The sequence below is a fragment of the Corallococcus sp. M7 genome (genome assembly GCF_054512695.1).
The window spans coordinates 5278231-5293421 of sequence record NZ_CM137252.1 but is presented as its reverse complement, the minus strand read 5'-3'; the positions used below and the strand labels follow the sequence as shown (position 1 = coordinate 5293421).

Sequence of the window (15191 nt, the reverse complement as noted above, 5' to 3'; positions counted from 1 at the left end):
GGCGCCGCCCGGGGCTCGTGAAGACCCCGGCCAGCGCCCGCGCGTCCTTCGTTCAACGGCGTGTGGCTACGGCAGCACCGCGAGGAAGTTCTCGACGAAGGCGTTGTTGTCCTCGCGCAGCTCCGTCATCCACCGCCGCGAGTCCACCAGCGCGCCCAGGTAGAACAGCCCGGAGCTCTGGAAACCGGGCAACGTGTTCGCGGAGGTCAGGAGCTGGAGCGTCGTGCAGGCCCCGGCCGCCAGCTCGTCCAAGTCCAGCTCGCCCAAGGTCACCTGGGTGGAGGGATCCGGCATCTCGTCCTGGAACGCCAGGGTGGGCTGGGTGGAGAGGAGGAGCTCCACCTGGCGGTTATCCACCGAGGGCTGCGTGCCCTGGTTGCAGACCGTCACGGTGGTGGAGAACGTCTCACCCCAGCGCACGGCGAACGGCGCGACGACTTCCGTGACGACCAGGTCCGGCGCGAACCCCACGCCGATGCGGCCCCGCACGAAGGCGTTGTTGTCCGTGCGCAGCTCGTCGTTGGGAGACCAGGCGCGCACGAAAGCCCCCACGAAGAGGGGCGCTTCCGGCTCCGCGGCGGGCGTATTGGCCTGGAGGGTGCCTTCCCGCGTGACGCACGCGTTCTCGGGCAGGGACGGAATCTCCACCGACCCCGCCAGCGACACGCTGGAGGCCGGATCCCCACCGGGGAAGGTCAGCTCCGGCGGCGTGGATGACGTGGAGAGGAAGAAGTCCACCGTCCGGGTGGAGGAGGGCTGCGTGCCGTGGTTGCAGACAGTGACGGGGACCTGCGCCTGTCCATAGGGCTCGAGGTTCGCCGGCCCGCCCATCGCGGTGATGACGAGGTCCGGCGCGTCCCCCACGCCCACGCGCGGCCCGACGAAGGTGTTGTTGTCCTTGCGCACCTCCGGGGTGCTCCAGTGCCCGTCCACGATGGCCCCCACGTAGTACGTGAGCGGCTCCGAGCTCGTGTACCCGTAGTAGTTGCCGGTCACCGGAGTGGTGATGCAGGTGTGCGCGGCCACCTGGGGGATGTAGAACTCGCCCAGGAACTCCTCGGGGGGCACCTGGGGCGCGCCCTGCGGGGGCATGAACAGCTCGGGATGTTGCAGCAGCAGCAGCGTCACCGGCAGGCTGCCCCACGAGGACTGGGAGCCCTGGTTGCAGACGGTGAGGGTGGTGGTGAAGGACTGGCCGTACCGGATGCTGGCGGGCGGCGTCAGCGCGGTGATGACCAGGTCGGCCTCCGTCCCCACGCCCAGGCGCCCCTTCACGAAGACGTTGTTGTCCTCACGCAGCTCCGTCCGGCCCTGGAACGGATCCACGGCGGCGCTCAGGTACAGGGGCTGCTCTGGTGACGCTCCCGCCGGCCGGTCGGCGGACACCATCCCCATGGTGCTCACGCACTGCCCGGCCTGGAGCGGCGCGACGTTCAGGATCCCCGCCATGAACTGGCTGGGGTCGTTGGAGGACGGCGGCGGCGAGCCCTGCGGAGGCAGGTTCCAGGTCTCCTCCGTGGACACGACGAGCGCCACCTCGGTGGAGTTCACGGCGTCGGTGCCCACGTTGCAGACGCGCACGGTGGCGGCGAACGGCTCCCACGGCGCGACGGTGGAGGGGGCCTCCACCGCGGTGACCACCAGGTCCGGCCCGTAGCCCACGCCCACGGTGCCCGCCACGTAGGTGTTGTTGTCCCAGCGCAGCTCGTACGTCATCGCCTCCGGATTGACGACGGCCCCCAGGTACAGCGGACGGAACGGAACCGCGTCGGGCGGCGAATCCGCCCACCCGGAGATCTCCCGCGTGGTGCAGCCCCCCGGGGCCAGCGGCGGCAGGGAAGCGTCACCCACGAGCCTCTGGCCGCCCATCGGCATGGGCGGGTACGCCATCGGCTCCGGCGCCGGCAGGGTGTCGTCCACGCTCAGGTAGAGCTCCACGCGCGCGCTGCCACCCAGCGGCTGCGTGCCCACGTTGCAGACCTTCACCTTGCTGGTGAAGGGGCTCCCGGGCCGCACGCTGGCGGGCCCCTGGATCTCGGTGATGACGAGGTCCGGCCCGTCGCCCAGGCCGACGATGCCCGCGGCGAAGCCGTTGTTGTCCATGCGCGACTCGACCCCCGGCATGTCCACGACCGCGCTCAGGTTCAGGGGCCGCTCGAACGGCGCGGGCGTCCAGTCAAGCGGACGCGAGGCGTGGAACGTGGAGCGCTGGGTCGTGCACTGTCCGGCCGCCAGCGTCGTGTAGGGCTGGGCGCGGCCCTGGAAGGCGTAGGCCCGCGGGAGTTCCGCGAACACGGGGGCCGCCGGATACGGCCGCGACACGGGCGGCTCGGTCTCCGTGGAGAGGAACAGCGAGACCCCGTATCCATACACGGGCGAGGCGCCCTGGTTGCAGACCGTATAGGTCGCGCTGAAGGACTGGCCGTCACGGAGGTTCGCGGGCGCCTTCACGTCGGTGACCACCAGGTCCGGTGCCGGTCCCGTGCCCACCAGCCCCTGGATGAACGTGTTGTTGTCCTCGTTCAGCTCCTGGACGCTCCGGGACGCGTCAATGGCCGCGCCCAGGTACAGGGGCTGACCCGGCTGCGCCTCCATGGGCAGGTTGTGGTAGGCGTTCACCCGCACCGTCTGGCACTGGCCGGCGGAGAGGTAGGACACGTCCGCCATGCCCAGGGATGCCTGGGTCTGCATGGGGGAGGGCCCGGACGACGGCGGGAGCGTCACCTCGGCTTCCGTGGAGAGGTAGAGCTCCAGGGTGGCGTAGCCATACAGGGGGCCGGTGCCCACGTTGCAGACCTGCGCCGCGACGGGGAACGAATAGGAATCCGGGAGGTTCGCGGGCCCCTTCAGCGACCGCACCACCAGGTCGGGGCCGTAACCCACGCCCACGGTGCCCTTCGTGAGGGTGTTGTTGTCGTCACGCAGCTCCGGGACGTACTGCATCCCGTCCACACGCGCGCCCAGGTACAGCGGCGCGCCCGGCTGGAAGACCGGGGGCGGGTACGCGAAGCCGGACACCGGCAGCGTGACGCACCGTCCGGCGTCCAGCCCCGGCGCCTGCGCCTGGCCGACGAGGGACTCCGTCTGGGGGCCCGGCTGCTGCGAGGCGGGCAGCGAGGCCTCCGTGGACAGGAGCACCTCCGCGCGCACCTCCATGGCCCGGTCCGTGCCCACGTTGCACACCGTCACGGAGCTGGAGAGCGGCATCCCCGACTCGATGTTCGTGGGTCCCGTCACGTCGGTGATCACCAGGTCGGCCTGGTTGCCCATGCTCAACCGGCCCGCGACGCGCGTGTTGTTGTCCTCGCGCAGTTCGCCCTGCTGCTCCGGGTTGACAATGGCGCCCACGTACAGCGGCTGCCCGGGCTGCGTGGCCGCCGGGGGAAGCTGGGGGTACGCCGGCACCCGGACCGTGAGGCAGCGGTCCGCATCCAGTGGCGGCACGGTCATCACGCCCACCTTCACCTGGGTATCCGGCGGCGAGCCCGTCGTGGGAAGGCTCAGGGTGTCCAGCGTGGAGAGGTAGAGCTCCGCGCTGGTGTAGGACGAGGACTCCGTGCCCACGTTGCAGACGCGCACGTCGGCGAGGAAGTTCCTTCCGGGCTGGGTGCTCGCGGGCGTCTTCACCTCGGTGACCACGAGGTCCGGGCCGGCGCCCACGCCCATCAGGCCGCGGACGAAGCCGTTGTTCGTCTCATCCAGCTCCGTCACGGACTGCCACGTGTCGACGCTGGCGCCCAGATAGAAGGCGGTGCCGGGCTGCCCGGGGGGCGGCAGCGCGTTGGCGGTCACGGTGCGCGTGACGCACTGCTGGGCCTCCAGCGGCCCCACGTCCACCTCGCCCACGGTGACCTGCTGGGTCGGGGGCGGCGCGTTGGGGTCGGGGACCTGCTGGGTGGCGGTCGTGGACAGGTACAGCTGCACGAACGTGCCGCCACCCTGGGGATACGCGGCCGCGGAGCCCTGGTTGCAGACCTTCACGGTGGCCTTGAAGTCATACCCGTCGCGAACGCTGTCGGGGGCGCGCAGCTCGGTGATGACCAGGTCCGGACCGTGGTCCAATGGATGGCTTTGACCGCGGGCGGGGGTCGCGTTGGACGACGCGCCCTCACTGCCACAGCCGGTGATGACGAGCGTGCCCGCGATGAGCAGACACGCGTGTCTCCATGACGGCGAGTGCCGTTGCATGTGTTCTCCTGGGGGATATGTGAAATCGATGAGGCGCCGGCAGCCGGGCCGGGTCCGACGCCGCGCGGACACTAAATGGCTGCACTGACATACGAAAAGACCAGGCGCCTTTGGCTCAAAAGGCATACGCCGGCCGGGGTTCATGAAGACCCCGGCCGGCGTCCGCTTGACTGCGTGCCGTGAGGTGCGGTTACGGCGTGTTGCTCACCACGAGGGGGCCGCCTACGAAGGTGTTGTTGTCCCAGCGCAGATCCATCTGGTCCTGGTTCGGATCCACGACGGCGCCCAGGTACAGGGGCGCGTCCGGGGCCGCCTGCCACGGCCGGTCGGCGCGCAGCGTCGCCGGCAGGTCCTGGCACTGGCCGGCCTGGAGCGGCGGGGCGTCCACGATGCCCGCCAGGTACTGCTCCTGCGTGGGGAACGGCCCGGGCGTGTCCCGCGGCGGCAGCGTCCAGTTCGCCTCCGTGCCCACGACGAACATCACCGGGGTGAAGTACGAGCTTTCGGTGCCCGCGTTGCAGACGCGCACGGTGGCGGTGAACGGCACCATCGGCTCGACGGTGTCCGGGAACGTCAGCGCGGTGATCGTCAGGTCCGCGCTATCGCCCACGCCCATCCGGCCCGCGACGAACGTGTTGTTGTCCTCGCGCAGCTCCGGCAGGGTCGCCCCCGGGTCGACGACGGCGCCCAGGTACAGCGGCTGCAACGGCGTGGCCTGCTCGGGCAGCTCCGCGGGGCCGGTGAGGCTCTGCGTGACGCAGGCCCCTTCACCCAGCGACGGCACGCTCAAGGTCCCCACGTGCGACATGGCGTCTTCGGACACGGGCAGGATGTTGCCCGTGCTCAGGTAGACGGACACCTGCGACAGCCCGGACGTCGGCTGCGTGCCCACGTTGCAGACCTTCACGGTGCTGGTGAACGAATCTCCAGGCCGCGCGCTGGCGGGACCCTGGAGCTCGGTGACGACGAGGTCCGGCCCGTTGCCCACGCCCACGGGACCCACGGCGAAGCCGTTGTTGTCCGTGCGTTGATCCGGCGGGCCATCCACCACCGCGCCCAGGTTCAGCGTGGAGGACAGGGGCAGGGCCCCCAGCTCCGGCGGGCGCAGGGCGTTGAAAGTCCCGCTCCGCGTGGTGCACTGGCCCGGCGTCAGCGCCGCGTTGATGACGGAGCGGCCCTGGAACGTGTACCCGGGGATGGGACGCGTGGGATCCACGGGGTCCACCGCGGGCGGCGCCGCGTCCACGGAGAGGTACAGCGCCACGCTGGTGGAGGACGAGGGGCTGAGTCCCACATTGCAGAGCGTGTAGCTCGCGGTGAAGGGCTGGCCGTCGCGCAGGTTCGCGGGCGCCTTCACGTCCGTGATGACGAGGTCCGCGTCGAAGCCCAGGCCCACCCGGCCCTGGGTGAGGACGTTGTTGTCCTCCCGCAACTCCTGCAGGGCCCGGTTCGAGTCGATGACCGCGCCCAGGGACAGGGGCTGGCGCGGCTGTGCGTCCTGGGGCGGGTTGGCCATGGCGTCCACCGTCAGCGTCTTGCACTGTCCCGCGGACAGGGCCGGCACGTCCGCGCTCCCCGCGGGGACCTGGGTCCGCGAGTCGAACGACTCGGGCGGCGCCGGGAAGACCACCGCGCCCTGCGTGGAGAGGGCCAGCTGCAACCGGGCGGAGGTGCCGGTGCCGGCCGTGCCCACGTTGCAGACCGTCGCCTCGACGGGGAAGTGCGTCCCCGGTGCGACGGTGGCCGCCGCCTTCAGCGACCGGACCACCAGGTCCGGGCCGTTGCCCAGCCCCACCAGCCCCTTCACGAAGGTGTTGTTGTCCACCCGCAGCTCGGGGACGAACCGCGGCTCCTCCACGAGAGCGCTCAGGTACAGCGGCGTGTGGGGCTGCCAGGAGGTGGGGGCAATCCCATAACCCTGCGCGGACAGCGTGACGCACCGTCCAGCGTCGAGCCCCGGTGCATCGAAGTGGGCGGCGGAGATCGCGGTCGCCGGGTCGGGGGTGTGCCCCAGCGGCGGCAGCGTGGGCAGGGTGGACAGGAGCACGTCCGCGCGCACCTCCGGCGCCCGGTCGAAGCCCACGTTGCACACCGTCACGGACAGGGGACCCGTGGGGCCCTGCTGGAAGGTGGTGGGGCCCGTCACCTCGGTGATGACCAGGTCGGGGCCATCACCCACGCCCATCCGTCCCGCGACGTGCGTGTTGTTGTCCTCGCGCAGCTCCGGAGTGGACGCGGAAGGGTCCACGATGGCGCCCACGTACAGCGGCTGTGTCGGCAGGAAGGCGTCGGGAGGACGCTGCGCGGACGCCTGCGTGCGAACCAGGACGCAGCGGCCCGCGTCGAGCCGCGGCACCAGCACCTGGCCCACGCGCGCCTGCGTGGACGGGACGGGGCCGGTGGTGGGCGCGTCCAGGGTGGCCTGCGTGGAGAGGACGACCGCCGCCTCCGTCGGTGAGGAGGGGGCCGTCCCCGTGTTGCACACGCGCACGTCCGCGACGAAGGACGCGTTCAGCCCCGCGTCGGGCGGCGTCTTCACCTCGGTGACCACGAGGTCCGGCGCCTGTCCCACGCCCATCAGGCCGCGGACCAGGCTGTTGTTCGTCTCATCCAGCTCCGTCACGGACTGCCACGGGTCGATGCGGGCGCCCAGGTAGAAGGCGCCAGGGAGCGCTCCTTCGATGGGCGGGCTCGCATGGGCGTTCACGGTGTGCGTGACGCACTGCTGGGGGTCCACCATCCCCACGTCCACTTCGCCCACGGTCACCTGCTGCGGCGAGGGCGGCGCGCCGGGCGCGGGCGCCTGCTGCGTGGCCGTGGTGGACAGGTACACCTGCAGCAGGTTGGGCCCCTGCTGGGGGACCGCGGGCCGCGTGCCCGTGTTGCAGACCTTCGCCGTGACGGTGAAGGCCTCTCCCGGGCGGGCGGCGTCGGGCGCGCGCAGCTCGGTGATGATCAGATCCGCGCCCTGCTGAAGCGCGGACCCCTGACTCCGGAGGACAGCCGCGCCGGACGACGCGCCTTCACTTCCGCAGCCGGTAACAACGAGCGTGCCCGCGATGAGCAGACACGCATGCCGCCATGACGGCATGAACCGTGACATGTGCTTCTCCTGATGGATGGTGAGGGTTCAACATCCCCACGCGCGCTGGCCGCCGGGCCCGGTTCAACGTCGCGGGGACATCCAAGGGAGTCCCTCAACGGCGCGAAGCCAATGAAATTCAAACGCCAGAAAAGACAATCGCCGGCCGGAGGCGTGAAAGCCTCCGGCCGGCGAATTACTTCTCAAATGATAGGGATTTCTTCCCCTCGCGGAAATCCCTTTACTGCACCTGGCTGATGGGCGTGGCCATCGTCCGCCCGTTGTTGTCCTCGATCAGCTCCAGCACCTGGTTCTGCGAGTCGATGATGGCGCCCAGGTAGAGGGATTGTCCGGTCGTGGCCGAGGACGGACGCATGACGCCGCCCTGCACCGGCAGCGTGGTGCACTCGCCCGCGCCGAGCGAGTGCACGGCGATGCCGCCCACGGAGTTCTGCACCTGGGTGTACGCCTGCTGGCCCGGACCGGGCACGTAGAGGGACTTCTCCGAGGTGATGATCAGCTCCAACAGCACGGAGCCGTACATGGACGTGTTGCCCTCGTTGCAGACCGTCACCTGCGCGTTGAACGAGCTGTACGGCGGCAGGTTCGTGGGCGCCGTCACCGAGCGCACCACCAGGTCCGGGCCGGCGCCCATGACGAGCCGTGACGTCACGCGGGTGTTGTTGTCCTCGCGCAGCTCCGTCACCTGCTGCATGCGGTCCACGCGGGCCCCCAGGTAGAGCGGGCTGTTGGGGTCCGCGAGGTAGGGCGGGGGCGTGGGGCCGCTGATGGGCCCGGTCACGCACTGGCCCGCGGGCAGAGACGACAGGGACACCACGCCCACCACGGACTCGGACGGCGCGGGGGACGGGGACTGCGTGGACAGCGTCTCTTCCATCGCGATGAGGCCCATCAACTGGAAGGGCCCCGCCGTCTCCGTTCCCACGTTGCACACCGTCACGTTCAGCGTGACGGGGCCGTAGGGGATGGCGGTGGAGGGGCCGGTGACGTCCGTCACCACCAGGTCCGGGCCGTTGCCCAGGACGAGCGGGCCGGCGACGCGGGTGTTGTTGTCCTCGCGCAGCTCCACCCACTGCTGGCCCACGTCCGCGATGGCCGCCAGGTACAGCGGCTGCGACGACGGAGTCCCCGGCGGAGGAGCGGAGATGGACACCGTCTTCGGGTACAGCGCGCAGGTGCCCGGCTGGAGTGATGACACCTCCACCGTGCCCACCTGCACCTGGGACGTCGGCGGCGGATTCTGGGTGGGCGGCACCACCGTGGGCGTCGTGGCCAGGAAGAGGCCCACCGTGGTGGGCGGCGCGTACTGGGTGCCCTCGTTGCAGACCTTCACGTCCGTCCACAGCGACGTGCCGGGCTTGAGGCTGGCGGGCGCCGTCAGCGTGCGCACGACGAGGTCCGGGCCGGACCCCAGCCCGATGCGGGGCAGGGCGGACACGTTGTTGTCCTCGCGCAGCTCCAGGAGAGACGCGCGCGGATCCACCACCGCGCCCACGTACAGCGTCGGATTTGGCATGACCGTCCCGCCGGGCACGACGGGATAGCCCTCCACCTGGCGGGTGACGCACTCGCGCGGCTCCAGCGCCGGCACCTGGACCGACCCCATCATCATGGCGGACATGGGCGGCGGACCCGACGGCGCGATGACCAGCGAGGGCTCGTTCGTGACGTAGACCTCCAGCGGCACGTCCATGGAGCGCGTCGTGCCCACGTTGCAGACCTTCGCGGACACGGTGAACGGGCCATACGACGGCGCGTTCGTGGGGACGTCCAGCGAGACGACGGTGAGGTCCGGGGCATGGCCCACGCCCATCAGCGTGTCCGCGCGGGTGTTGTTGTCCTCGCGCAGCTCCGGCACGCTGCGGGACGGGTTCGCGATGGCGCCCAGGTACAGGGGCTGCTCATGGATGTTCATGGGCGGGCGGTAGGCGGGGCCCTGCACCGTGCGGGTGGTGCACTGGCCCGCGGGCAGCTCCGGCACGGAGGCACTCCCCACCGGAGACTCGGTCGGAGGACGGGGCTGCGTTGACGGGGCCGCCAGCGACGGCACCGTGGACAGCACCACCCTCACGTCGAAGTTGTAGGCGGACTGGAAGCCCGTGTTGCACACCGTCACCGCCGCCTGGAACGGGTCGCCCTGGCGCACGCTCGCGGGCCCCGTCACGGAGCGGACCACGAGGTCCGCGGCATGGCCCACGCCCACCAGCCCCTGGATGAACGTGTTGTTGTCCTCGCGCAGCTCCTGCAACTGCCCCTGCGGATCCGCGATGGCGCCCAGGTACAGGGGCGTGCCCGGCGGCACCGGCGTGGAGGGCATCAGGGCGTTGCCAGGGATGGGCACCTCGCGGCACTGCCCCGAGGGCACGTTGCCAATGGCCGCGCCGCCAATCATCGACTGCGTGGAGGGGGACGGGCCGGACGACGACGGCACCGTCAGCCCGTTCACCGTGGACAGGTACAGCTGCACGGGGACGTTGGTGCTGGTCGTCATGCTCCGGTTGCACACCGTCGCGGTGGCGCTGAAGGACTGGCCCGGCGCCAGGTTCGCCGGCGCGTCCACCCGGGTGACGACCAGGTCGGCCCGGGAGCCCACGCCCATCAGCCCGCGGACGAAGAGGTTGTTGGTCTCATCCGACTCCGGCACCAGCCGGGACGTGTCGACGCCGGCTCCCAGGTAGTAGGCGGCGTTGCCATTGAACCCGGAGAGCGGAGTGACGGAGAGGTCCAGCGAACGGGTGACGCACTGGCCCGCGAGCACCGGCCCCACGTCCGTCTGGCCCTGGGTGAGCTGGACGGACGAGGGCGGCATCCCCGGCCCGGGCAACTGCTGCGTGGGCGTGGTGGACAGGTACACCTGGAGCCGGGTGTTGCTGGCGTACACGGGCTGGTCCCCGGTGTTGCAGACCTTCGCGGTGACGGTGATGGACTGGCCGGGCGTCGCGTTGTCCGGAGCCGTCAGCTCCGTGATGCGCAGGTCCGGACCGGGGACGAGCGCACCGGCCTGCTGCGCTATCGCGGGGGCTTCCTCCGGGGTGGAGCCGCTGGAACAGCCGGTGAGCGCGAGCGCGCCCGTGATGAAGAGACACGAATGCCGCCATGGCGGCGTACGCCGAGACATACGGACTCCTGGTATGGGGGGAGAAGACGATACAGGCCCGGTGTGACATCCACCGGGCCAGCACGTCTTTCCTGGGAGTGAAACACCGGCGCGAAAAACAAGTTTCAGCGTGATTTCGCGGGCAGGTCTGTCTTCACTCCACCTCCACACGTCCGTTCGCCACCCGCCACCGCGTGGTGGTGCAGGAGCGCGCGAAGGGCGCGTCGTGGGTGACGAGCAGCAGCGCGCCCGGGTAGTCGTGCAGCGCCGCCTCCAGCCGTTCGATGGACGGCAGGTCCAGGTGGTTGGTGGGCTCGTCCAGCACCAGGGCCCAGGCGTGCTGGCCCAGGCCGCGCGCGATGGCCAGCTTGCGCGCCTCGCCGGGCGACGGCTGTTCGGACGCGAGCAGCCGGTGCGGATCCACCCCCAGCGCGGCCACCAGGGACATCACCCGGCCGCGCTCCTCCGGGGGCAGCTCGCGCACCCCGTCGAGCAGGGCGCGCGTCTCCTCCGCGCCCAGGTCCTGGGGCAGGTACAGGAGCTTCTCGCGAGGCACGCGCGACTGCTCCAGCAGGGCCTTCAAGAGCGTCGTCTTGCCGGCGCCGTTGGGCCCCTCGATGCGGATGCGCGCCTCGCGGTCCACGTCCAGGCGCGTGGGGCCCAGCACCTCCACGTCGCCGGCCTTCAGGCCCGGCGTGTCGAACGTGAAGATCCACGGGTTGGGCGAGCGCACGTAGTCCACGAACACGGAGCGGCCCACGGTCTTGTCCACGGTGAAGGTGCCCACCGCGGCCTCGGCGCGCTCCAGTTCGCGGCGCTTCACGGTGACCTGGTGACCCAGGCGGGACTCGGCCCAGCTCGCCAGCGTGGAGGGCCCCAGGCCGCGCGCGTCGCTGTCGTACTTGTTGCGCATCCGCCGCGATGTGCTGCGCGACAGGGTGGCGCCCTGGTGCTCTCGCCGGGCGCTGTCCAGTTGCTGCGCGGCCCGGTCCCGCTCCGCCTTGGACTGCTGGTGGGCGGCGATCTCCGACTCGCGCTCCGCCTCCCAGTGGCCCTTCGCGGCGGAGTAGGCGCCCGGGTACAGGTGCGCCTCGCCGCCGTGCACGCGCAGCGTGGCCTGGGTGAGCGTCTCCAGCAGCTCGCGGTCATGGGACACGACGACGCCCACGCCCCGGAAGCGGCGCAGCGCGGCCACCAGCCAGGTGCGAGCCTCCGCGTCCAGGTGGTTGGTGGGCTCATCCAACAGCAAGACATCCGGCTCGCGGGCGAGCGCGGCGCCCACCTGCCACCGCTTGCGCTCTCCCGGAGAGAGCGTGGGCCAGCGCTCCAGCGCGGTGACGTCCAGGCCCAGCTGGCCCTGGAGCCTGCGCGCCAGCGCGTCCCAGGCGTCCGCGAAGGCGGTGATGTCGGGCGTGAGCGCCTCCACGCCCTGCGGACACAGGCACACCAGCGGCGAGTCCGGCTCGAACTGGAGCTGCCCGGACGTGGGCTTCAGCTCCCCGGACAGCAGGCGCAGCAGGGTGGACTTGCCGGCGCCGTTGGGGCCGACGAGGCCCGTCCAGCCGGAGGCGAGGTGGAACTCCACGTCGGTGAGGACGGGGATGGCATCGGTGAACGAAAAGCAGACGCGGTGCGCGCGCACGGAGGAGGACGAGGGCATGTTGAAGCGACTCCTGAAACCGGAAGCCAGCGCACACGTCCGTCAGGACGCGCGGCGGCGGGGGACTGCTGGGGACCGGGGTTTCAGGCGAACAGCTTCAAGGTTCCGCGTACCTCGTTCAGGGGAAGAGCTCTGACCTCTCCCCACGTGGACTGCCGGTGCTTCAGGTGCAGCATGCGGCACGGCCCGGGCGGATGACAAGAGCCGGGCGGACGGCCGTGATACGGGCACCGACGTAAGAAACGCCGGTGCCCTGACAACGATTCCCGCGCTACTCGTCCGACGGGGGCGGCTGCACCCGGCGGGTGGCCGGGATGGTGGCGCTCGCGGCGGCGTTGCGGGCCAGGGCCTGGGCGCTCAGCGCGGCGGCCGACGGGGCGCGGGACGGAAGCTGGGGCTGGGGCGCGGCGGCCGGGGCCTCGTCCTTGGCGAAGACCTCCTTCAGCGTGGCGATGGAGCCCAGCGCGGCGGTGGCCTCGTAGGGGACGAACATCTTGTTGTCGCCCTTGCCCAGCTCCTGGAGCGTCTCCAGGTAGCGCAGCGCGAGCACCTCCGGCGTGGCCCGGCCGGTGTGGATGGCCTCGAAGGTGAGGCGGGTGGCCTCGGCCTTGCCCTCGGCCTCCAGCATCACGGCGCGCTTGTGGCCCTCCGCGCGGGCGATCTCCGCGTCGCGCTCGGCCTCCGCGCGCAGGATGCGGGAGATCTTCTCGCCTTCGGCCTGGAGGATGGCGGCGGCCTTGTCACCCTCGGCCTTGGTGACCTCCGCGCGGCGCTCGCGCTCGGCGGTCATCTGCTTGGCCATGGCGGACTTGATGGCCTGGGGCGGTTCGATCTCGCGCAGCTCCACGCGCGTCACCTTCACGCCCCACTTCTCCGTGGCCTCGTCCAGCACCATGCGCAGCTTGGTGTTGACCGTCTCGCGGCTGGTCAACGTCTGATCCAGCGTGAGGCCGCCCATGACGTTGCGCAGGTTCGTCATGGTGAGCTGCTCGATGGCGAGCGCCAGGTTCTCCACCTGGTAGAGCGCCCGGCTGGGGTCGACGATCTGGTAGTAGATGACCGAGCCCACCTCCATGTTGACGTTGTCATGGGTGATGACCTGGACGGTCTCGAAGCCCATGACCTGCTCGCGCAGGTCGACCAGGGTGTTGCGCGTGAAGCGGTTTCCGGCGCGCATCTCCATGGCGCGCGGGCTGTCCATGAAGGGGATGAGGATGTTGAGGCCGCTGGAGGCCACGCGGTGGAACTTCCCCAGCCGCTCCACGACCATCACCTTGGCCTGGGGAACGATGCGCACACCGGTGACGATGCCGAACACGACGGCGGCGGCGAGGAACAGCAGAACAATCGTCAGTCCCATCCTTCGTTCTCCTTCTTCTTGCGACGCGCCGGTTGTTGCAGCGCGACTTCGTTGGACGCCGACGGGCGTCGAACCCACAACTTGAGGCCTTCGATCTGCTCCACGGTGACGCGCTCGCCCTCGGGCAAGGGCCCGGACAGGGAGCGCGCCATCCACAGCTCGCCGTTGATGCGCACGGTGCCCCCGTGTCCGTCCGCCAGCGCCTCCGTCACCACGGCCTCCTGGCCCACCATCGCCTCCACGCCCGTCTTCAAGTGCACGGCGTCCCGCATGAAAATGTTCTTGAAGATGGTGCGGGACGCGCCGAAGAGGGCGGCGGACACCAGGGTGAAGACGAGGAGCTGGCTGTTGAGGCCCAGGCCCGCCCCGGCCATCAGGGATGCCATCAGCGCGCCCACGGCGAGCCAGAGCGTCACGAAGCCGGAGAGCTTGATCTCCAGCGCGCCCAGGACGATGGCGGCGATCAACCAGAGCTGCCAGGCAGTGGTGTCCATGGGGTCCTTGTTTGGCAGCGGCTTCGGCCCCCTGTCAAACCGGGCAGCCAGGCATCCGGAATCAATCAAAACGGAGGGTGGGTTCCGGGCAAGGACCTAAGGAGGTCCGAGCCGGGGGAAAAGCGGATGCCATACCTGTCCATCCGTGGTGCACGACTGTACTACGAGGACACGGGGGGAAGCGGGGAGCCGGTGCTTTTCAGCCACGGGCTGCTCTGGGACTCCCGTCTGTTCCACCGGCAGGTGGAGGCCCTGAAGGGACACTATCGCTGCATCGTGTACGACCACCGGGGCCAGGGGTTGAGCGAGCCCCCGCCTGGCGACTCGGTCATCGACCTGCGCACCGTGTACGAGGACGCGGTGGCGTTCATCCAGGCGCTGGGGCTGGCGCCATGCCACTTCGTGGGCCAGTCCATGGGGGGCTTCGTGGGCCTGCGGCTGGCCGCGAGGCACCCGGAGCTCCTGCGCTCACTGGCGCTGTTGGACTCGTCCGCCGCGGCGGAGCTGCCGCTGACGCTGGCGCGCTACCGGGTGCTGACGACGCTCACGCACTGGATGGGCTTGAGGCCGGTGGTGGACCGGATCATGTCGCTCTACTTCGGGCGCACGTTCATGCGGGATCCGGAGCGGGCCGCGGAGCGGGCGTTGTTGCGCCGGCAGCTGGTGGCGAACCCGCGCGCGGTGTGGCGCGCGATGCAGGGCGTCATCCACCGCCGCAGCGTGGAGGGGGAGCTGCACCGCATCGAGACGCCGACGCTGGTGCTGGTGGGAGACGAGGACGCGGTGACGGTGCCGGCGGTGGCGGAGCGGCTGCACCAGCGCATCCGGGGCGCGCGGCTCAAGCGGCTGAGCTGCGGCGGGCACATGTGCATCCTGGAGCAGCCCCAGGCGGTCAACGTCGCGCTGGGGGACTTCCTGGAGGAGGTGGAGCGCACCTCGCTCCAGGAAGAACCGATGACGGCGGTGAGCTAGCCCCGGGCCTCGGGCGCGCGGCAGACCAGGTCCGAAGCCTCGTCGGAGGACTCGGGCGAGGTCTGCACGGAGGCCTGCGGCTCGGACGGGGCGACCGACGGGATGCAGACGCCGTACTCGCCACACGTGATGATGTGGCCGGCATCCAGACACGCCTCGGAGCACAGCACCCGCTCACAGTAGTCGTTGGTGCAATCCGGCGGACGTGCGCTGGCGGTCAGCGGCGCGAGGAGAACGGGGACCAGGAGCAGGGATCGGCGGAGCAGCGTCATGAGGCACCTCGGGGAATGGGTGGCATCACCAATGACAAATCAAAC

The 15191-nt window shown here is 70.7% G+C and carries 8 protein-coding genes; 1 reads left to right on the top strand and 7 read right to left on the bottom strand.

Annotation, left to right across the window (positions count from 1 at the left end; genetic code table 11):
* Positions 1-66: 66 nt before the first annotated feature.
* The 6 genes from ACX114_RS21070 to ACX114_RS21045 form a co-directional block, all read right to left on the bottom strand.
* On the bottom strand, positions 67-4188 hold the full coding sequence (locus ACX114_RS21070) for a CARDB domain-containing protein (protein ID WP_459287169.1): 4122 nt from the start codon (positions 4186-4188) through the stop codon (positions 67-69).
* Positions 4189-4378: 190 nt separating this feature from the next.
* Positions 4379-7291, bottom strand: coding sequence for a CARDB domain-containing protein (locus tag ACX114_RS21065; protein ID WP_459287167.1), 2913 nt, complete (start codon positions 7289-7291; stop codon positions 4379-4381).
* Positions 7292-7511: 220 nt separating this feature from the next.
* Positions 7512-10409, bottom strand: coding sequence for a CARDB domain-containing protein (locus tag ACX114_RS21060; protein WP_459287165.1), 2898 nt, complete (start codon positions 10407-10409; stop codon positions 7512-7514).
* Between the two features lie 133 nt (positions 10410-10542).
* A complete protein-coding gene (locus tag ACX114_RS21055; RefSeq protein WP_459287163.1) occupies positions 10543-12048 on the bottom strand; it encodes an ATP-binding cassette domain-containing protein in 1506 nt (501 codons plus the stop codon).
* A gap of 271 nt (positions 12049-12319) precedes the next feature.
* Positions 12320-13408 carry an SPFH domain-containing protein gene (locus ACX114_RS21050; RefSeq protein WP_459287161.1) on the bottom strand — a complete coding sequence of 363 codons (1089 nt, stop codon included), beginning with the start codon at positions 13406-13408 and terminating at the stop codon, positions 12320-12322.
* A complete protein-coding gene (locus ACX114_RS21045) occupies positions 13399-13902 on the bottom strand; it encodes an NfeD family protein (protein ID WP_459287159.1) in 504 nt (167 codons plus the stop codon). Before ACX114_RS21045 ends, ACX114_RS21050 begins: the two co-directional genes overlap by 10 nt.
* Before the next feature lie 126 nt (positions 13903-14028).
* Between ACX114_RS21045 and ACX114_RS21040 the strand changes: the two genes are divergently transcribed.
* Positions 14029-14874, top strand: a complete 846-nt coding sequence (locus ACX114_RS21040; protein WP_459287157.1) for an alpha/beta fold hydrolase — start codon at positions 14029-14031, stop codon at positions 14872-14874.
* On the opposite strand, the gene ACX114_RS21035 is transcribed toward ACX114_RS21040, so the two are convergent.
* Positions 14871-15146, bottom strand: coding sequence for a hypothetical protein (locus ACX114_RS21035; RefSeq protein WP_459287156.1), 276 nt, complete (start codon positions 15144-15146; stop codon positions 14871-14873). The two genes, ACX114_RS21040 and ACX114_RS21035, sit on opposite strands and share 4 nt — an antisense overlap.
* Positions 15147-15191 lie beyond the last annotated feature (45 nt).